The organism is Mycoplasmatota bacterium (assembly GCA_018394295.1).
Lineage (GTDB): Bacteria > Bacillota_I > Bacilli_A > Haloplasmatales > Haloplasmataceae > JAENYC01.
The window spans coordinates 1,794,123-1,815,035 of sequence record CP074573.1 but is presented as its reverse complement, the minus strand read 5'-3'; the positions used below and the strand labels follow the sequence as shown (position 1 = coordinate 1,815,035).

The following is a 20,913-nucleotide window of genomic DNA, read 5'->3' as shown; positions in this document are numbered from 1 at the left end:
ATATTCAAATGCAAATCGAAAAATATATAGCTGATGTTCCAAATTTTCCAAAGGAAGGAATTTTGTTTAAAGACATTACGCCTTTAATGCAAAATGGAGAAGCCCTAAAATATACAATTGATAAATTAAGTGAATATGCGATTGCCAAAGGTGCTTCTTTAATCGTTGGTCCTGAGGCACGTGGATTTTTATTTGGTACACCTGTTGCAGCTGTTACAGGTCTAGGTTTTGTACCCGTTAGAAAACCTGGGAAATTACCAAGAGAAACAATTGAATATGAATATGATTTAGAATATGGTTCAAATAAATTATGTATTCATAAAGATGCAATTCAAAAAGGTCAAAAAGTGATCATCATTGATGATTTACTAGCAACAGGTGGGACTGTAGAAGCAAGTATTAAACTTATTGAACAATTAGGTGGAATTGTTGTTGGATGTGCCTTTTTAATTGAATTAAATGAATTAAAAGGAAGAGATAAACTAAAAGACTACGAAGTTTTTTCATTAATTCAATATTAATAAAATAATAAACTGAAGTTAAAGGTGGTGAATCGTATGCCAGAAATAACGTTAAAATTTGAACAATTGATGCAAACAGCGAAAACTTATATCACAAATGAAGCTAACCTTGATTTAATTGAAAAAGCATATAACTATGCTGAAGAGAAGCATCATAATCAATTTCGTAAATCAGGAGAACCGTATATTATTCATCCGTTAGAAGTTGCTACTATTCTAACAACTTTTAATGCTGGTCCGAATACGATTGCCGCAGGTCTGTTACATGATGTGTTAGAAGATACAGGTGTGACTTATTATGAGATGACTCAAGAATTTGGTGAAGAAATTACTACTTTAGTGGATGGGGTTTCTAAATTAGGTCAGTTTAAATTTGTTTCAAAAGAACAAGCTTTAGCTCAAAATTATCAGAAGATGTTTTTAGCGATGGCTAAAGATATACGTGTTATTATCATTAAATTAGCCGACAGGCTTCATAATATGCGAACGTTAAAATATATGCCTAAAGAAAAACAAACATCAATAAGTAAAGAAACGCTTGAGATATTTGTTCCGATTGCTCATCGATTAGGTATGTATCGGTTAAAATCCGAGTTAGAAGATCGATGTTTACGCTATATTGATGTTGATGAATATTATTATATCGCCGGGTTAATTAATGAAAAACAAAAAGAACGTGAACAAGGTATCGCTAATATGATTGAAGAATTATCGCTCTTATTAGACGAACATGATGTTAAATATGAAATTAAAGGACGTATTAAAAACATTTATAGTGTTCATAAAAAGATGCGTGAAAAAAATAAAGAATTTTCAGAGATTTTTGATTTATTAGCATTACGCCTAATTGTGAGTGATGAGGCGACTTGTTATCATGTATTAGGAGTTATTCATGCTAATTTTAAACCGATTCCGAAGCGGTTTAAAGACTATATCGCAATGCCTAAACCAAATATGTATCAATCCTTACATACAACAGTTATCGGTCCGAATGGCAAAATATTTGAAGTACAAATCAGAACGAAAGAAATGGATAATGTTGCCGAATTTGGGGTTGCAGCTCATTGGGCATATAAAGAAAATCGCAATAATACCGCAGAGCAAGAACATATTGAAATCCAGAAAAAATTAAAGTGGTATAAAGAAATGGTTGAATACACAGAAAATGATGAAGCAGATGATATAGTCGAGCTTATGAAAGATGATATTTTTTCTGCGAATGTTTATGTTTTCACACCAAACGGTGATGTGTTAGATTTTCCTGCTGGTGCTACACCACTTGATTTTGCTTATCGTATTCATAGTGAAATTGGTGATAAAACCGTTGGTGCAATTGTCAATGGAAAAATTGTTCCTTTAACTTATGAATTAGTAACTGGAGATGTTGTTGAAATCAAAACATCTAAACAATCTTATGGACCAAGTGAAGGCTGGTTAAAAATTGTTAAAACACAACATGCTAAAGGAAAAATTAGACAATTCTTTAATAAACAAAATCGAAGTTCGATTATTGAACAAGGAAAAGATTTAGTTAATAAAGCATTAGAAGGTAAAGTCCCTAGTGTGATGGATTTCTTAAGTGATGAAAAGTATATTAGTAAGTTTCAAAAACAAGGTGTTAATTCTGTAGATGATTTGTTATATGCCGTTGGGAAGAAAATTATTTCTATACAAACGATTATTCAAAAAGCTCAAAATAATAATCCAACTTTTGATGCGCAAGCAATTCTTGAACATTTTAATGAAGATAAAGCGAAAGATAAAATTAGAGTGTATCGATCAAGTGACACAGGAATTGTTGTTGATGGCTTAGATAATCCACATGTAAAGATTTCTAAATGTTGTAGCCCTATACCAGGAGATTCAATTGTAGGTTATGTGACCAAAGGAAAAGGAATTACAGTTCATAAATCAGATTGTAAAAATGTTACTGATTCAGAAAAAGAGCGTGTAATTGATGTTTATTGGTCAGATAAACTGGAAGGTAAAAAATTTGAAGTTGATTTAATGATTACGGCGTTTAACAGAAATAATTTATTAACAGATGTGATTAATTCAATTAATGCATTAAGTGTTAATTTAGTCGCTGTATCAGCTAATATCAATAAGGATAGTACAGCTACTGTTAAAATTAAAGTATTAGTTGAAGATGTCACTAGATTAAATAATATTGGCATTAATCTAAAGAAAATAAAAGATATTTATTTTGTTGAACGAATTACAAAATAAATCTAGATTTAAAGAACAAAAAAAATTATTAATCAAGAATATAAATAGGATATATTAATACTATATTTAAATAATATAGTATTTTTTTGAAACAAAAATTCAATTAAGATAGAAATAGGTGAAATTTACATGAAGATAGTAATCCAAAGAGTAAGTAGTGCATCGGTTGAAGTTGAAAAGAAAATAGTTGGTCAAATTGATGATGGGTTGATGTTACTTGTTGGAGTAACTCATGAAGATACGCAAGAGGATATAGATTATCTAGTACGAAAAATTATTAATATGCGTATTTTTGAAGATGAAGAAGGTAAAATGAATAAATCGCTTATTGATACTCGTGGTAGAATACTTAGTATCAGTCAATTTACTCTCTATGCAAATAGTCGTAAAGGAAATAGACCTAGTTTTGTTGACTCAGCTAAACCTGATCATGCAGAAAAGTTATATAATAAATTTAATGAAGAACTTAAAAATAAAGATATTAGAGTTGAAACAGGCATATTTGGTGAGCATATGAATGTTACATTGGTTAATGATGGGTCAGTAACAATTGTTATTGATTCTAAAAATAAATAGGTGTTTTTATAGGGAGAGTCCACCATTGAAAAATTGTGAAAAGTAATGTCTAGTCAAAATATATTAAAAAGTTTCATATCTTTTTTTGTTATCCAATAAACTAAATAGAAAGTAGAGATAGTATTGAATATTAAACCAAGTTAAGAAAGTTATATCTAAAATATCAAGTGATACTGGAAAAAAATTAAATAAATCGAGATAAAATATTTTGATATGCTTACCGAAGTAAAAAAACGGCGAAGAGAAGTTATACATGTTAAAAACCCAAATGGTGAAAATATTAGTGATTTAGGGTTATATGAGTTACTTGTTAGTTCTCTAGAAGAATCCAATGAGAAGGATTTATATTTCAATCAAATGCTTAAAGTTTTTAGAGAAGAACGTAAAATATATAAAAATATTGATATTCATGAAGATATAGAATTTAAAAAATTTATTAACGATATATATAATTATTTATACTTGATATTGATTGAGAAAAAATACATTACTTGTTTAGGTAATAATCTTTTTACAAGTGATTGATAAATTATATTTTGGTGTTTAAGATTAAACATATTCATGTTGATTTATTTGGCCTTAATTTTATTGAGTTAAAGTGTTTTATATCAACATAAATAAACTAATATTATTTTTTAATTCTTGTATTTATTAGTAGTTTATGTTAATATTACACTAAATTACCCGCTTTTATTTTCGGAAGCGGATATTGAGGTGCAAAAATGTTTGATTTTGAAAATGTAAAGTCTGAATTTATAAAAAATGGTGGAATATTAAAAACATCTGAACTAAATTTATTAGGACTTACAAGTCGACAAATAAAAAGATTAGTTGAAGATGGTAATATTATTAAAATTAAATATGGTTTTTACGAACTTAGTGATTATTTTACTCAAGATGAGGTAATCATAGCTAGATTGTTTCCTGATTCTGTAATTTTCTTGGAAAGTGCACTTATGCACTACGATTATACAGATAGGATACCATCATCATGGCAAATAGCCGTTGATAAAGATAGTGAAAAAAGCAAGTATAAAATTGACTATCCTAGTATAGAACCATTTTACATTGAAAAAGGATATATGAATATTGGTTTAACCAATTATCAACTAGATGGGATAAAAATTAACATTTTTAATCGAGATCGTACTATTTGTGACGTATTAAAATATGAAAAAAAATTAGATAAAGAAATATTTAATCAAGCAATAAAGAGTTATTTAAAAGATGATAAAAAAAACCTTACATTATTATATAAATATTCTAAATTATTAAATATAAAAGGAAAAGTAAAAACATTCATTGGAGTGTGGTTATAGTGGGGAATATAGCTGAATCAACATTAGCAAAATTAAAAAATAAATCTAAAGAAAGTAATATTCAATTTCAGCAATTACTTATATTATTTTGTCAAGAAGAATTTGTTAGAAGATTGTCGTGTTAAAAATTCAAAGAGCTACTCATTCTCAAAGGTGGATATTTACTTTATTCTATAAGTGGTTTTGCAATATTAAAGTATTTATTAATTCTGAAGAGATTTCTATACAGTCTATGAGATTTTATAAAAAAGCAAGAAAAATATTAAAATGGGAAGAAATTTCTAAGGTTGAGTATAGATCAAATACTGTAATTCTATTTAATAATACGAACACAAAATTAACGTTTTTTAAATCCGCTTGGAAAAATTATAATCAATTGTACTTTCAAATTTATAAGAATATATTAAAAAATAATCCTACATGCAAAATAGATCATTCTCTTATTGAGTATTTAAGACTAACTTATAATGAGATAAATTTCACTAAAGATAATGTAGAGCTTAGAGAAGATTCAAGTAAGAATGATCCTTATGACAACATTTATAAACAATATAGTCAAAGATTAATCGTCTTATTTTATAAGATATTAATATATTTCATGCTAATGTTCTTTTGGACAATATTATTAGCTTCATTTTATAAGATTAACGATTCCATATATAATCTATTACTCGTACTATACATTTTTCTTTGGACATATCTTCTCTTTTTCTTAATTTCATTATCTCATAATAAAGTTTATTTAAATAAAAATTCTATTGTTGTTAAATACCTATTTTTTAATAAAAGAAGATTATGGATAGACATCATAAAAATTGAATATAAAAGTAAAAAAGTCGTGCTCATTGCTCATAACGGTAAGAAATTAAAACTAGATCGGAGATGGAAGAACCATAAAGAAATATCTTTAAATATATATCAAATTATTATAAATAAAAATACTAATTGTGAAATAGAAGAAGATTTTCTTGCTTATGTAAAAGGTTCTAAATCTATGGATAATCATTATTGATTCTAAATAAATTTAGAGGAACTATACTTTTTAAATGTCAATTTATCTTTTATATATTTACTTTTTAATTTATAATTGATATATGATTGAACAAGATAGAATAGGGTGGTTATATGAATCAAGTTCCAATCAAATTAGATGAAGCTGATGTATTATATTTTACAGGAAATAAGAAGGCAAATCATTTTGGATATGTTCATTATGATGATCATAAAGAAAATATTACTGCTTTAGTAATTTCTACTTGTGGGCATAATGATTATTATTTATTTTCATGTGATATAAATTGGAATGTAATCAGTGATACGCTACACCATTCAGTAGAAGAAGCCATGGATTGTGCTTCGATATCACATCACTTTAATAATATATGGTATTGTAAGAGTGGCGGATTAGTTTTTAAATCAGATAATAATGTTATTGAATTATTTTATGAATATACATATTCTTTAAATTCTAATGATAACCATATTAATTATTCTCAAATTTATAAAAGTGATGATTATAACAGCCATTGTTCTAAATATGGATTAAAATTAAGCCAAAAGAATAAAATTATTAAATCTATATTACTCATGGCAGGTTCCTTCGATGCTCCAGTAAACACAGATAATGTTATTATTGATGGTAAACGTTTATTGATTTCCGTCTGTGATACTTTATTTTGTTTAAATACTCTTAATTTATCATTAGTTTGGAAAGTTAAAGTTGATGATAGTATATGTTTTATATCTATTCTTTTGATCAATTTTATATTACCCATGGTGAAATGGTAATTAAGAGAATAAATAAAAAGGGTAGAATAGATTGGGAATATTATGGTGCAGATATTTTTGTTTCTCCTGATGATGATAATAATCTAATCTTTGAAAAAGATAAAATTATTGTTAAAGATTTCGAAGAAAATGTTTACTATTTAGATTTTAATGGTAATCCTTTAAAATCTATTAAAACTAATAAATAATTAATCATTCTTTTGATAGGCCAGTGACAAATATTATTGATAAAAATATATAAATAGATGCTCCTCTAGGCTATAATAAAACTAGATAATATATGTATGTTTTAACGAAGATATTGAAGTAGGTGATAATATGAATATTAGGATAGGGACATCTGAAGAAGTAAGAATCTTATGGGGAGAAAAGTATAGCCCCACTGAAAATTATTTTGTAGAGGGAATTGAAAAAGGGAATATTGAATTTTGGACTATAGAAAATGAAGAAAATAATCTAGTAGGTGAATTGTATATATTTTGGAATTCAGTTGACGCTGATGAGGCAAATGGTAAAAATAGAGCTTATCTATGTGCATTCAGAATTAAGGAAGCTTATAGAGGAAGAAAACTTGGAAAGGCTCTTATGAAACGTGTCTTAGAACATGTAATAGATAAAGGTTTTAACGAGGTAACTATTGGTGTTGATCCAGAAAATGAAGAAAAGTTAACAAGAATGTATCATTCATTTGGATTTACAGATTTTATAAAAAAACAGCACTATGATTATCATTATTTAGATAAAAATAAAAAACCAGTTTATTTTGAAGAACCAAGTATGTTGTTATTAAATAAATTAAATGAGGTATAGACATTATTGATGAACTTTATCATTCCGATTTTTGTCTCTTAAAAAACACACTTCGCATTATATTCTGATACTAAAAAAGGAAATAGACCTAGTTTCAACAAGACCAGAACAAGTTAAAGCACTGTATGATGAATTTAATGATTAATTAAGAAAAGAAAATATTAAAGTTGAGACAGGAATTTTTGGTGAGTATATGGAAGTATCATTAGTTAATGTTGGACCGGTGACAATAATAATTGATTTTAAAAATAAATCAAATATTAAGAGGATATAGACTTTAAATACGTCGATTCCTCTTTTATATTTTTCATTTTTGACTTATAATTAAATTAGTATTTTTGAAAGGGGACTTTAGGAGATTATGGAAAAAATTTTACCTATCATTATTATTAGTTTTGTATTAATATTAATTTATGCTTTATTTATATTTAGTCGTTATCATCGTTGTCCTGCAGATAAACTTATGGTTATCTATGGTAGAGTAGGAAATGATAAGAATGGGGAACCGCGAGGATTTGTCTGTATTCATGGAGGAGCAGCCTTTATATGGCCGATAATACAGAGTTATAAATATTTAGATCTTAAGCCGATTAAGGGCGAAATTAAATTAAAAAATGCATTATCAAAAGATAATGTTTTTGTTGAAATAGACGCCGAATTTACCATTAGTATATCAACTGAAGAGGGAGTTAGGGAAAATGCTGTAGAATGTCTGCTCGGACTTTCCCATGAAGAGATTCATGATATAACAAAAGATATTCTAGTTGGCAATTTGCGGTCACTGGTAAAGAATAAGAATGCTAAAGAATTAAACATGAACAACGATGAATTTATGTCAGGTGTCTATAGCAATGCTACTGATGAACTTGAAAAAATAGGTATAAAACCGATTCGCATTAACTTTGATTGTATAAGTACATTTGGAGGGGGAACAGAGAAACAAGATCTAATGAACATAACCGGTCAAAATTTGGCTGATAGTAAAATTAATAAAATTGAACTAGGTAACGACAAGATAATTATCTATTTAAATAGAAAACCAGATGTAAATGTTATAATTAAATGCATAGATTATATTGGTTATGAATTGTTGGGAAAGCGGGATAATTTTACAGTGTCAGAAATATTAATCAATGATGTAGATAAATCAAACGGAAATAATAACGCATTGTCTGATAATCCAGATTCAAATTGGCAGCAAATCCATATTAAATTACTAAACGGAGTTGAAATGAAGATTACTTGTAAAGCATTTGAGGTCTATTATTAGTAAGATAATTTTGTACAATAAATTTTGAATATTTTGACTGTAGATAAGATCAAGTATATAGTATGATATAACCAAGGAGGAGAACATGAATACAGAATTAATACAGAAAAAAATCCTTTTCTATTCAGCAGCATATATGACTAATGTCAATTATTTAATAATACTAATATTATTGTCGGTTTATATAGAGGTAGATAAGGATCTATATTTGACTTTAACTTTATGGGGTGTACCAGCATTGATTTCTATTTTATCTTCATATTTTATTATTAGAAAAAATATATTGAATAATTTATCTAGAGAACATGGAATATTGAGAATTACAATAGCACATGTACCATCTTTATTAGGATTGATAGTTGCATTTATATATCTGTTTGTTTTATAAATAAATGGTGTTTTTATACAACATTATGAGTTAATATATTATTTAAGTTTATTAACATCTTATAAAATTAGATAGACAATATTTTGGGTTTTTAAAAGGTTGTAACAATATTAAAATTTTATTCGCTTATACAAGAAAATAAATAGACCAAATTTTATTGAATCAACAAGACCTGAACAAGCAAAAGCAATTTATGGTGAATTTAATGATAAACTAAGAAAGAAAATACTGAAGTTGAAGTAGGTATTTTTGGAACTATGTTTCATTAAGTAATGATGGACCTGTGACAATTATAATCCATTTCCAAAATAGATAAATAAAGAGGAATCACAGTTAAATGTCATTTCCTCTTTTATTTTTTTATTTTTGAAATATAATTTATATATACATTTGAAATAATAACAGTCTGAAAGTCTCAAGGAGTTGTAATTAGAAAACAGATTGATCGAAGATGAATTTCAATCTATAATTGCCTACTAATATTATATATCCTCCTGATTAGAAAGAACTTATACATAATTTAGGAGCTCTAAATGTATTTTAGGGTAAATTTATTTACATGACTTTTTTAAAAGAGTATTAAATTTCACCTAAATCTTTAAATAAACGATATATTCCTAAAAATGCAAATAGAAAGCCTAAACCTATATTAAGTAAAAAATTGAATAAATTATTAAGAATGATATTATATAAATTTAGTAATGAAAAATCAGGTGCTAATAAAATTAAGTATGACATCAATTCAGCAAAAACAACACTGAATAAAACACAAACTAGAATAATCCAACGGGTTTTAAAACCATATTTTCCACCTAATGTTTTGTAACCTTTTAATGAAGCAATACCGATTAAATATCCAAGAAAAGATGCATAAAAGCCAAAATAACTTACAATAAACCAAGGAATAGTTCCAATTAACCCACCTAATAAAGCGCCTATGGTTCCTAAGAAATAATTTCTTCTTGCAAAATCTTTTTTCTTTTTCTTTTTACTTCTTAAGTAATATTCGTAGCAATAATTATGTGTATGGAATTGAATTTTTTTTAATGAACATTGATCATCAGGATTTTCTAATCCACAAAACACACAATATTTTTGAGTTCCAATGTTGTTAGTTATGAGAAAGTTAGTCAAGTTTGATAATAATGAATTAATTTCATCTTCTGTCATTAAACTAAATACTTCTTTTACGTTGATAAATAAAACACTATTATTAAAACCAAATTCATGTAATTTTAATTCAGTTTTTTGATCATTCAAAAAGTTTTTTACACTTTCTTGCTCTACATCTGTAATATGTGTTAGTGGAACAATAAATTTTTTAAATCTTTGTCTTTGAATTACAGTGAATAAATATCCACGTTCTTCTCCATAAGCAATTGATTTGTTAATGGTCCATCCTTTTTTTTCAGCATAATTCTTCAGTGATTTTTTCATAAACCCTCCCACATTATTTTATAAAAAACATTAAAAATATTATATCAAATTTTTTCTTTTTAATAAATGTATTTTAAATATAATTGATAAATTTTAATAGAAATTCAATATGGAACCGTCCAAACTTTATTGAATCTGCAAAATTTGAACATGCAAAAGGTCTTGATGATGATTTTATTGAGAAACTTAGAAAAGAAAGTATTAAAGTTGAAACAGGAATTTTTAAAGGATAATAATTATAGGACGAATTAAAAAAGATAAGAGTTTAAAAACTAAAAAATTCTCTATGGATTTATCAATAAAAAATATGAAATATGGAAAAAAATCGAAAGCTATGTATATTAAGATATTAACAATGTACTTGTTGAAAGTAACTTATATTAATTTATGAGCAACATGCTCAAGTGAATTATCAGGAGATTTCCCACTAAAAAAGACTGTCGACAAAAAGGCAATTTGTCAACAGTCTGAGATAATAGAAATTATATCCGTTTTAATTATACTAAATTTAATAATATTTACTATGGTAACATTCTAATATAAATCATGCATGCAGTGATAAGTTGATCATTAACCATTACTTCAACGGAAATGGCAACTTGATTACTTGTTGTATTAGGTACATTAAAGACTTCTTCATAACCTATTTCATTGTTATTCATTTTATAAATTATGATTGCTTCTGTGTCACTAGGGTCTATGACTACATTTACAATTTCAGAAATCGAAAGGGTAGGATGTTCATCATAATTGACATAAAGATATTGCATCATCCCATATTCTAAATTTTCACTTAAATATGTAACATTATTGGAATCATAATTGCTACCACTAATCTCTGCGTGTTTTAAAGTTTTAGCAAATATTTGTGCTGTAACCATTGTCCATTGAGCATAAAAAATAGTATCTTCAGTAATCATAAATTGGTCAAATGAATTATAAGCCGTACCACTTCCATCAGGTTCAGTGTTCCAACCATTAAATACATAATCTTCATAAATCATATTCCCTTGATCTTCTATTGTTACAGTTGCTCCACCATAATAATTCGTATTATCAGTAGGTACATTTTCATTTGTACCGTTCCCATCATATGTTACTGTGTATAGCTCTTCATCAGGTATTTCACCTATTGTAATGTCAAAAATAAACTGAATATCGAATTCTGCAAAACCTGCGGCAGAAAGCGTTAAGCCTGTGGATTCAACTGTTAATGTAGTAATATCCATTGGTACATCTATATCTTCATGAGAAATAACTTCTAGTATTGACCCACCTGTTCGTGCAAATGGGCTTTGTATAATAGGGTCATCATAGGTTGGTTTAGCAAAGTTATGAATGGAAACACAAGACTTAAATGACAATGTATTTGTGGTTGATATCATTTTTTTAAAGTAATTTGCATCACTGTCAATATCAAATTCAGTGTATTCACCTACAGGAAGGTTTACATATTCTACATCATCAATTGTATAATAAGTACCTTGTTCTAAATCATAATAATCATCAAAAACATAGGCAGGTGCCTCAAAACCTATTTCACCAAAAGTTAATGACAATACATCAAGCTTTACATCTTGCCAATAACCAACATCATAGGATGGATTTGATGAATATATTTCTAATATGACAGGTTTTACATTAATTTGTTTTAAAGATGCATATCGTGATATTTGTTGATCTTCTTCAATCCATTTAGCATATAAGACAGTATTAGAGTGAATGGTAAAAGTACTTCCTACAGGATAATCTGTTCCTTGACCATCAGCTTGTGAATTCCATCCCGAAAATACAAATCCAGTTTTCTCTAAATTTCCATCATTATCCATGATGATTACTGTTTCACCATCCATATAGTCAGTATTATCTACAACAGGATCCCCCCCTGTATTATTATTACCATGATAAACCACGTTATAAGTAGATGTACATCCATTAACAATAATGCCTACCATAATTATTAAAAATACAACTACTAGATTTTTAAATAGTTTAATAGTTCTTACCTCCTTATTATTAATTTAATTTATAAAACTCTGGTATACATAATAATACTATCATCATATCCATGCTTCTATACTAACATTACTATAAAAAAAGTTCTCCATAAAAACTAAATAGAATTATTTCTTATAATCCCAATAATTTTTCAACTTATATTGATATTACACAAGTCCAAATTCTAGCTTTTTCAAATTAAGAAAATATTATTGCCATAATAAAGTCAAATTCTATACAAAGTCTACTATTATGTCAAATAAAATTTAATCATCCCCATATTTGGTTCCACCATTTTTACCGCATGAATCAATTTTTCTTAAGACGTTGCAATTGTCAAAAAGTCCATCAGGTTCTCATGCAGATAAAAATGTGACTACAAACAAAATCATAAATATTAGAAAAAGCTTAATGATTTTTTTATTAGATATCCCTCCCTTTTTATAAATTTACTAGATATATATTAACATTATAACACTTATATGTTAATATTTAAGTATTATATATAATAAAACTTAGAAATACTGCACTAAATAAAAGGTATAATGAGATGAAAAATTCCCTAGATTAAGAGTTTAGGAAAAGTTAATTAAAATTGTTAATATCGAAAGACTTAAAAGTTACATGTGTTTATCTAGGTCATAATCAAATCTATACGTTAATCTTATATTATAAAATAAATGGTATATCTGTAAGGAAAAGAATATCTAAATCAAATATTAATACTATTGATTTTAATAGTACTTTTATTCAAAAATAAATTATGGACCTTAGAGATATATCCAAGGTCCTATTAAAATTTATTTGCATATATTTAAATGAAACAATGGTTATTTACTATATAATAATTCATTTATAGTTCGTTAAGTTGCAGAAAAATGTTATTATTGATCCAATTAGTATAAGAGGATTTTAGAAACGCTGAGTGGAATTTATCAAGATTTTTTAAATATAATTTCAGTATGATCCTATTTTTACTTTTTAGATTAGATCTTTCTAAGTTTTACTGGTAGCCTGTAAAATAATTGAATTAATTCTTCTTAATGTTCTGCTGCTTCTGCATCTGCTTTTGTTTTGTGAACTGTATCATATGGATGTTGTACTGGAGCATAAATAGAATATAGTTTAAGAGGTTTATTACCAGTATTAATTAAATTATGCCATTTTCCAGCAGGTATAATTAAAGCAAAATCATCATATACATTTTGTTGGAAATTTAATCTATCTTTTCTATCACCCATTTTTATGAGTCCTTGACCCTCTTCAATACGTATAAATTGATCGAGATTAGGATGAATTTCTAACCCTATTTCTTCTCCAGGGTTGATGTTCATTAAAGTAAGTTGTAAATGATCCCCTGTCCATAAAGTAGTACGGAAATTATTGTTTTGTTTTGTAGCTTCTTCAATATTAACTACAAATGGATTTGGTCCATAATCTTTTAATTCAATAAATTGTCTCCAAAAGTTTGAGTTATACATTGGAGTATTAACCCAGTAAGGATATGGATAGGTTCTATATCCGTTATACATATTATTTGTGTTATAGATTGATGTATTAACATAATAAGGGCTATGATATGAATTATAATTATTATTCATTCTTCTTCTTCCTCCCTTTCATAGTCCTAATAATATGATATGTAATACATTTAAATATGGTAATTGTATAGTAGTTGACATCAAAAAATTTTTTTTCAGAATATAAATTTTTTAGAGGAAATAAATATATTTAAAGATTTTATGTTTTTGAAATCTTCAAAGAAGTTACCTAATCATGAAAAAGATTCACCTTAATAGGAGGAAATAAATATGTCTTTGAATGAAATTAAATTTCTCAATTTAAAAGGATGAAAATTTATCATTTATGAAATAAGTTATGGATTTTATGAATGTACTGTAATAAGTGAGAATGGAATACAATTTTCGATGACGGGTTATTAAGAAGAGCAAATTGAATATGTTATAAGTCAATTATTAGAAAAAATTAAAGGTTTTAAGTTATAATATAATAATTCAAATAATAAATGAGAAATAATTTATTAAGATAGATCTTTTTGGATAATAAATGATTCGAATCGAATTTAAAATTAGAGGTTATTAGGCGAAATAATCATAATGTATAAAAATATTTATAAAATCTAGATTCAAAATATTTATTTCATAAATAGTATTTTTAAAATATGGTTTATTAAGAATGTGAGGTGATATTAATTCAAATAAAGATATTAACGTAATTTTAAAAGGATGATAAGTATTGGCGATTAAATGTTATAGAATTTATACTAGATGACGGTTATTAAATCTATTGAAAATGGATTAGATAAAAATGAAATAAGAACAAAACCCGATATACACAACTATTTGAGAAGAAAATCTATATTATCAGTAGAGGAGTAAATAATAAAGCACTTAATAATGATTTAACATATGAAATTATCAAGGAGGTAAGAAAGGTGAATGTTATAACACCTTTAAGTAATGTAGTACAATAGAAAATTGATTAAGATTATAAAGGAAAGAGGGGAATAATATGTTTAAAAATGATAATATTTTAGTGTTAGAGAATGTTAACTTAGTTGATATGAAAAGAAATGAATTACTAAAAAATATGTCATTAATCGTAAGGGAAGGCATCATCACTGAAATTGGTAAATATGGTGATTTAACAACTCCAAAAGAAGCTAAAGTTTTAATACTGACTGGTAAAACGGTAATACCAGGATTAATAGATGCACATGCTCATCTTTTGCAGTCAGGTGTAGATGATTATTTAAAACCGTATGCTGAAAGTGTATTTAAGAAATTAAAGAGAAACTCATTACTAACCTTAAATTCAGGTGTGACTACAGTTAGAAATATGCCTGGTGGTAAGGGATATACAGTATTAAAATTTAGAGATAAAATAAACGCAAACAAATTAAAGGGACCAAGAATTGTTACTTCAGGTCCAGCACTATCACCACCATATGGATATTTTAGTACGAAAATGTTTTTTCCATTTAATGCGGTATTGCGTTTTTTATTTAAGAAACTATTTCTGGTAACAAGTTTATCAATTGATGTAGATTCTAAAGAAAAAGCTAAAAAAGCTGTTAAGGAATTAGATAGAAGAGGTGTAGATTTTATAAAAACAGTAACAACAGGAAAGTTTATTCCTTTTATCGAAAATGATGAATCTCTTAAACATGAATTATTGAAAAGGGGATTAAAGGAAAAAATAATTGAAGCTAGTATGAAAACTGAAGTCTTATCGACTATTATCAATGAAGCTCACAATAGAGGACTTAAGGTAGCCGCTCATAATGTTTGTTATCCTAAAGATTTTAAAATTGCTACAGAATTTGGAGTTGACAGTATAGAGCACACGCCTTTTGGTATAATCGATGATGAGACTTTTGACATAATGAAAAATAAAGGAACATATTGGGTGCCTACAGGATTCTGTTCTTATAATTATATTAATTTACTTAAAAATTCTAATGAATATAAAACGGTGATGAAAAATGTACCAGAACCATTTTACACATTAGGTGAAAAAACATTAGGAAAAATTAGAGATGGTATAAAAAAAGATGATAAATTTTATTCTATCATGTGTAAAGAAATTGAAAAACTTAATAATGAATATTTTCCAAAGAACTTTAAAAATGCATTAACTAAAGGAATTAAGATTGTTGCAGCTGTAGATGCTGGTGTTAGTGGAAGCTGTTATGTTCCACATGGTCAATTATATAAAGAACTAGAGCTCTTTGTTAGAAATGGTATGAGTGAATTTAATGCAATTAAAACTGCAACACTTACACCTGCTGAACTTCTAGGTTTAGAAAATAAAATAGGAAGTATTGAAATAGGCAAGTATGGTGATATTGTTGTATTAGATGGAAATCCACTGGATGATATATTGAATGTGAAAGAAGTCAGGTATGTTATTAAGGAAGGAATCATTGTTTACTCAAAAGAATCAAATAATGAATGAAAAATATATTACTTATAATTTATATATTATAAATTTGGTTGCATTCTTGTCCCCAAAAGAAACATACTTCACTCATTTTTCTGACACCTGCAAAGGTAATTGACCAGGTTTTTCAACTGCATCAAAACCAGATTATACTAAAAAATTATATGATCATTTTAATGAGAAGATAAGAAGTGAAAACATTAAAGATGAAACTGGTAATTTTGATGAGGAACTGGATTTATCATTGATTAATATTAAGAGAGATTTAAGAAAAGGTAATGATTTATGGATAGCATATACTGATGAATATACTGTTGAGACTCTGATTAGCATATACTTTGGTACTCTGTTTCACTATTGATAGCCTTAAATAAAAGATTAATAAATATTATAATTTTGCTTAATTTCTAGCAATATTGAGATTTTTTGGGAGTCATATACATGCACTCCTAACTAGAACTACAGCATAGGATTTATATGTTACAAATAATATGATATGATTTATAATCGCAATAAGGTAAGTATACATTGAAGTTGAAACAGAAATTTTTGATGCAATGAGTGATGTTTCACTGGTTAATGATGTTCCTGTTACAATAATAATTGATTCTAAGAACAGGAAAGTGTTACAATGGAAACTAGAAAGAAACTGGACCAATATTTATAAATTTTATGGAGGAGAAGTAAATGAAGAAAAAGTTTTTAATACTGAATTTGTTATTATTAGTTAGTATATTGTTGTTGGGTTGTGAAAATTTAAATATTAATTTAACTACAACAACTATAACCTCTACAACGGAAACAGAAACTACCACCACTGATACAACCACATTAAATACCATTACTGAGATTAAGAGTGGAATGGTAGGAGATATATATACCACAAGAGCAACAGTCGTTGGTACGACCACAAAAGGAGTATTGATATACGACGGAAATGATTTTATTTATGTTTTTTTAAACAGTATGCCAATGGTTTCAGTAAATGATTATGTGGAGGTAACCGGAGTGACCTCTGAGGATAGTGGAGTGGTTCAATATGGCACCGGTTCAACAATTTCAAAAATATCTACAGAGGAAGGTTATACATTTGAAGCCACTGAGCTAAGTGGCAACGAAGTAACAACATATGGAAAGGCTTTTTCAGTTGGAGACTATATTAGGCTAACAGGAACATTGACAATCAGTGGAGATTATCAGAATTTATTCATCCCAGGAACGGGTGTTGTAGTATCGTTATATACGAATGACACAAGCCTAAGTCTAAGTGAAATGTCAGGAGATACGATTACAGTCGAAGGATATATGCTTAATGTCAGTGGCAGCAATACACAATACTGGAACCTATTAGTTACTGATGTGAATGAGGAGACTGTGATTAATGACTCTTTTCCTTTGACAATATTAACGGTCAATGACCTTCACGGCTATATAGAACAAGAGGAGGACGGAACCGATGGATTGTCTAATATGTCATATTTGATTAATGAAATAAGAAATACAAATAGTTTGGATGATGTTGTTTTAATTGCGAATGGTGATATGTTTCAAGGAACTTCTATTTCTAATATGACAAATGGTTTAGCAGTTTTGGAATGTATGAATGAGATGGGATTCGATGCGATGGGTATCGGCAATCATGAGTTCGATTGGGAAATTGGCACAATATTGGATTATTTTGATAAAGACGAATCAAATGGAGAAGCATACTTTCCGCTACTGAATGCCAATATTTATTTAACATCTGACGATTCTTTATTGACAGTATCTGGAGGAAATGTTTTAGATTCTGTTGTAGTCGAAAGAGAAGGCGTTGAGGTAGGCATCATCAGTTATGTTGGAAATGTCTATTCTTCAATTGCCTATGATAAGGTAGATGATTACTATTTTGATTTGGATATTGCCGATTCTGTAAGAGAAATAGCGGGTGCTTTAAAACAATCGAGTGTTGATGTTATTGTCGTCAATATTCATGGCGGCAAGTCTAATGATACTGCTTTAGCATATTTAAAAGATGAAAATGGAGACTATTTAGTGGATGCTGTGATTAACGGACATACACATTCTTATCAAATGGGAGCGATAAGCAGGGATAATGGATTGGAAATGCCATATATTCAAGCAGGAAGTTCCGGTAACTATTTTGGTAAAATCACTTTAACAATCGATTTAAGTTCAATGGATGTAACTGAATATACAGAAGATATAATAGACGTTTCCTTAGCAGGAACTAAATATGACTCAATGGTTGAGGAAATCATTGATGACTACAGTGAGGAATTAGGTAATGAGGTATTGGCAATATCCGGTGAAACAATAACCAGTAAAAGTCAATTATTTGATTGGACTGGAAATGTAATGTTAGAGGCTACAGGAGCAGATATTGCTATTAGCAATAAAGGAGGTATCCGTTCAACTGGTGGAATCACAGCAGGTGAAAATGTAACTCTGAATCAAATGTATGAAGTTAGTCCTTTTGATAACACAATTTGGTTAATTGAGGGAACATACACCCAAATTGAAGAATTGCTCAATAGTTCATCCGTTTACTATACTTTGGCTGATGATGTTGTACTAAATTATTCAGAAACATATACAGTAGCGATAATAAGTTATGTTTATTATTGGGATCAGTTGGATAGTGTTAGAAGTAGTAGTGATACAGATACAGGTGTTTATATTAGAGACATCCTTGCTGAAGACATCAAAATAAAAGGATTAGCTGATCAATTATTCTCTCCTATAACAAATCCAGAAGCTTCAATTGGCTTAAAATATGTTTCAACACCTTGAAAAAGGTACTTAAAGATACACAAAATAATTATCAAGGTATAAAAAAAGTTAAAATCAAGTCTAAATTAATTCGTTAAATAATTTAGGATATTAATTGATGAAAGATATAGAAGTATTCACAAATTAATTTTTAAAGATTGAGGTTAAAGAAGCTTGTCATTAAAAGATAACTGGTTTATTAATAAGCAATATTCATTATTAGTGTTAAATAGTTACGGTGAACCGTACCATAAACAAGTGCAATTTTAGATAATAACTTTACCGTTTTGAATTCATAGATAAAATATATACTGAAAGGTTTGAGAATGATGAAACATATAATAACTTTTGAGCGATTGAAAGAGGAAGAGTTACATTTTTTACATAGATGGCTAAACACTGATTTTGTTATTGAGTGGTATGAGAAAGATGGTATGACTCTAGAACAAGTATATAGCGATTTCATTCCCAAAATTACAGGTGAAGAGCCAATACATCCATTCATAATAAAATGTAATGATAAGAGAGTTGGCTATATTCAAACATATCTGATTGATGATTTTCCAGATTATTGTATTTATGTTGATGCAAAAGAAAAGTCATTTGCTATGGACTTATTTATAGGTGAAGAGGAGTATATCCATAAAGGTATAGGATCTAAAATATTGAAGGAGTTTTTATCTAATCATGCATTTGATTTAAATGATTCAGAATGTTGTATAATAGGTCCAGAACCTAGTAATATTGTTGCAATTAAGGCATATGAGAAGGTAGGATTTAAATACTATAAGACAATAAATACATCTTATGGAACAGAGGAATACTTAATGAAGCTATATAAATCAGAATTCTTAAATCAAGAATATGAATAAAGCTATCCATAAAAACCGCAGTTTAGTGAAGTACGGTGAACCGTATTACAAGTAAGTGAGTTTTATAGCCTTAGCCATTGATTTTTACTTGGTTAAGGCTTTTTTATAAGTAATAAAATATAATATAATAAGTTAAGCAGTGGTTTATTCAAAATATGTTATAATTGAAAGAAATCAAGTATAAGGTAAATCGGAATTTTAGATAAAAAAATCTATATTTTTTTAGGAGGTAACATGAAAAAGCATATAATTATTGCAGGTGTACCGCGCGCTGGTAAAAGTACAATTTCACAGATGATTTCAAAAAAATTCGGGTATCAACATATTAGCATGGATTCAATTATTGCTGGAATTGAAAAAACCTTTCCTGAAACAGGAATTGATTCGGATGCTGATATCCAACCATGTGATAACCTTGTTAATATAAGTGCAAGAATGGCACCGTTTATCTGTGCAATGATGGACAGTGGTGAATATGATGAGCTTGATTATGGAATGGTAATTGATATTTATCAACTTTTGCCACAAGATTTCGTTAAGTATATAGATGGTTCTATTTGTGATATTTATTACTTTATAACATCAGAGGTTACAGTTCAAGAAAGATATGAAATATTGAAAGCATACGATACACCAAATGATTACACATATTATTTATCTGATAAAGAAAACATGGAAAATTGTATTTCAATTGTGGAAGTAAGTAAATTGTTAAAAGAACAATGCTTAAAATTTGACTTGCCTTATTTTGAAACTTCAAATAATAGGAAGAATGTCGTTAGTTCTTTCGTAAAATCTTTGAACGAATAAATATGAAATTATAAGTATAATAAAAATCCACTATTTCTAATTAATACGTAATTAAATACTAATAGAAAAACAATTTCCAATTTATAATTGAAATTAAGATTATTAAATTGAAATGTAATCTTGATAATTATTTTAGAAATAAAATCATTTTCAATACCAC

General features: G+C 27.6%; 19 protein-coding genes and 1 pseudogene. 17 read left to right on the top strand and 3 right to left on the bottom strand.

Going from position 1 to position 20,913, the window contains the following annotated elements:
• Nucleotides 1–8 precede the first annotated feature (8 nt).
• From KHQ81_08315 to KHQ81_08260, 12 genes and pseudogenes are all read left to right on the top strand, one after another.
• Nucleotides 9–521 carry an adenine phosphoribosyltransferase gene (locus tag KHQ81_08315; protein ID QVK16907.1) on the top strand — a complete coding sequence of 171 codons (513 nt, stop codon included), beginning with the start codon at nucleotides 9–11 and terminating at the stop codon, nucleotides 519–521.
• 36 nt (nucleotides 522–557) lie between these two features.
• Nucleotides 558–2,750: a bifunctional (p)ppGpp synthetase/guanosine-3',5'-bis(diphosphate) 3'-pyrophosphohydrolase gene (locus KHQ81_08310; GenBank protein QVK16906.1), complete on the top strand. Its 2,193-nt coding sequence runs from the start codon at nucleotides 558–560 to the stop codon at nucleotides 2,748–2,750.
• Between the two features lie 129 nt (nucleotides 2,751–2,879).
• Nucleotides 2,880–3,326, top strand: coding sequence for a D-tyrosyl-tRNA(Tyr) deacylase (dtd, locus tag KHQ81_08305; GenBank protein ID QVK16905.1), 447 nt, complete (start codon nucleotides 2,880–2,882; stop codon nucleotides 3,324–3,326).
• Nucleotides 3,327–3,539: 213 nt separating this feature from the next.
• The gene (locus KHQ81_08300) at nucleotides 3,540–3,851 is read left to right on the top strand and encodes a hypothetical protein (GenBank protein QVK16904.1); all 312 of its coding nucleotides are present in this window, start codon (nucleotides 3,540–3,542) and stop codon (nucleotides 3,849–3,851) included.
• 197 nt (nucleotides 3,852–4,048) lie between these two features.
• Nucleotides 4,049–4,645: a type IV toxin-antitoxin system AbiEi family antitoxin domain-containing protein gene (locus KHQ81_08295; protein ID QVK16903.1), complete on the top strand. Its 597-nt coding sequence runs from the start codon at nucleotides 4,049–4,051 to the stop codon at nucleotides 4,643–4,645.
• Between the two features lie 232 nt (nucleotides 4,646–4,877).
• Nucleotides 4,878–5,657 carry a hypothetical protein gene (locus tag KHQ81_08290; protein ID QVK16902.1) on the top strand — a complete coding sequence of 260 codons (780 nt, stop codon included), beginning with the start codon at nucleotides 4,878–4,880 and terminating at the stop codon, nucleotides 5,655–5,657.
• A 113-nt stretch (nucleotides 5,658–5,770) separates the two neighbouring features.
• Complete coding sequence (locus KHQ81_08285) at nucleotides 5,771–6,433, top strand: hypothetical protein (protein ID QVK16901.1); 663 nt, start codon at nucleotides 5,771–5,773, stop codon at nucleotides 6,431–6,433.
• Nucleotides 6,427–6,621, top strand: a complete 195-nt coding sequence (locus KHQ81_08280) for a hypothetical protein (protein QVK16900.1) — start codon at nucleotides 6,427–6,429, stop codon at nucleotides 6,619–6,621. The genes KHQ81_08285 and KHQ81_08280 overlap by 7 nt, the downstream gene beginning before the upstream one ends.
• Nucleotides 6,622–6,751: 130 nt before the next feature.
• Nucleotides 6,752–7,243 carry a GNAT family N-acetyltransferase gene (locus KHQ81_08275; protein ID QVK16899.1) on the top strand — a complete coding sequence of 164 codons (492 nt, stop codon included), beginning with the start codon at nucleotides 6,752–6,754 and terminating at the stop codon, nucleotides 7,241–7,243.
• A 45-nt stretch (nucleotides 7,244–7,288) separates the two neighbouring features.
• Nucleotides 7,289–7,517 (top strand): annotated as a pseudogene (locus KHQ81_08270) (D-aminoacyl-tRNA deacylase).
• 87 nt (nucleotides 7,518–7,604) lie between these two features.
• A complete protein-coding gene (locus tag KHQ81_08265) occupies nucleotides 7,605–8,513 on the top strand; it encodes a flotillin family protein (GenBank protein QVK16898.1) in 909 nt (302 codons plus the stop codon).
• A gap of 85 nt (nucleotides 8,514–8,598) precedes the next feature.
• Nucleotides 8,599–8,901, top strand: a complete 303-nt coding sequence (locus KHQ81_08260; GenBank protein QVK16897.1) for a hypothetical protein — start codon at nucleotides 8,599–8,601, stop codon at nucleotides 8,899–8,901.
• Nucleotides 8,902–9,480: 579 nt separating this feature from the next.
• Here KHQ81_08260 and KHQ81_08255 read toward each other — a convergent pair.
• Nucleotides 9,481–10,338 carry a hypothetical protein gene (locus tag KHQ81_08255; protein ID QVK16896.1) on the bottom strand — a complete coding sequence of 286 codons (858 nt, stop codon included), beginning with the start codon at nucleotides 10,336–10,338 and terminating at the stop codon, nucleotides 9,481–9,483.
• An 83-nt stretch (nucleotides 10,339–10,421) separates the two neighbouring features.
• Between KHQ81_08255 and KHQ81_08250 the strand changes: the two genes are divergently transcribed.
• Complete coding sequence (locus KHQ81_08250) at nucleotides 10,422–10,571, top strand: hypothetical protein (GenBank protein ID QVK16895.1); 150 nt, start codon at nucleotides 10,422–10,424, stop codon at nucleotides 10,569–10,571.
• Nucleotides 10,572–10,859: 288 nt separating this feature from the next.
• On the opposite strand, the gene KHQ81_08245 is transcribed toward KHQ81_08250, so the two are convergent.
• Both KHQ81_08245 and KHQ81_08240 read right to left on the bottom strand, forming a co-directional pair.
• The gene (locus KHQ81_08245; protein QVK16894.1) at nucleotides 10,860–12,293 is read right to left on the bottom strand and encodes an InlB B-repeat-containing protein; all 1,434 of its coding nucleotides are present in this window, start codon (nucleotides 12,291–12,293) and stop codon (nucleotides 10,860–10,862) included.
• Between the two features lie 1,083 nt (nucleotides 12,294–13,376).
• Nucleotides 13,377–13,937: a cupin domain-containing protein gene (locus KHQ81_08240; GenBank protein ID QVK16893.1), complete on the bottom strand. Its 561-nt coding sequence runs from the start codon at nucleotides 13,935–13,937 to the stop codon at nucleotides 13,377–13,379.
• Between the two features lie 931 nt (nucleotides 13,938–14,868).
• On the opposite strand from KHQ81_08240, the gene KHQ81_08235 reads away from it, so the two are divergent.
• The 4 genes from KHQ81_08235 (at nucleotide 14,869) to KHQ81_08220 (ending at nucleotide 20,753) form a co-directional block, all read left to right on the top strand.
• Nucleotides 14,869–16,314: an amidohydrolase family protein gene (locus tag KHQ81_08235; protein ID QVK16892.1), complete on the top strand. Its 1,446-nt coding sequence runs from the start codon at nucleotides 14,869–14,871 to the stop codon at nucleotides 16,312–16,314.
• Nucleotides 16,315–16,986: 672 nt separating this feature from the next.
• Complete coding sequence (locus KHQ81_08230) at nucleotides 16,987–19,092, top strand: 5'-nucleotidase C-terminal domain-containing protein (GenBank protein QVK16891.1); 2,106 nt, start codon at nucleotides 16,987–16,989, stop codon at nucleotides 19,090–19,092.
• 308 nt (nucleotides 19,093–19,400) lie between these two features.
• On the top strand, nucleotides 19,401–19,943 hold the full coding sequence (locus KHQ81_08225; GenBank protein ID QVK16890.1) for a GNAT family N-acetyltransferase: 543 nt from the start codon (nucleotides 19,401–19,403) through the stop codon (nucleotides 19,941–19,943).
• 234 nt (nucleotides 19,944–20,177) lie between these two features.
• Entirely contained in the window at nucleotides 20,178–20,753 is a 576-nt protein-coding gene (locus KHQ81_08220; protein QVK16889.1) for a hypothetical protein, read from the top strand.
• Nucleotides 20,754–20,913 lie beyond the last annotated feature (160 nt).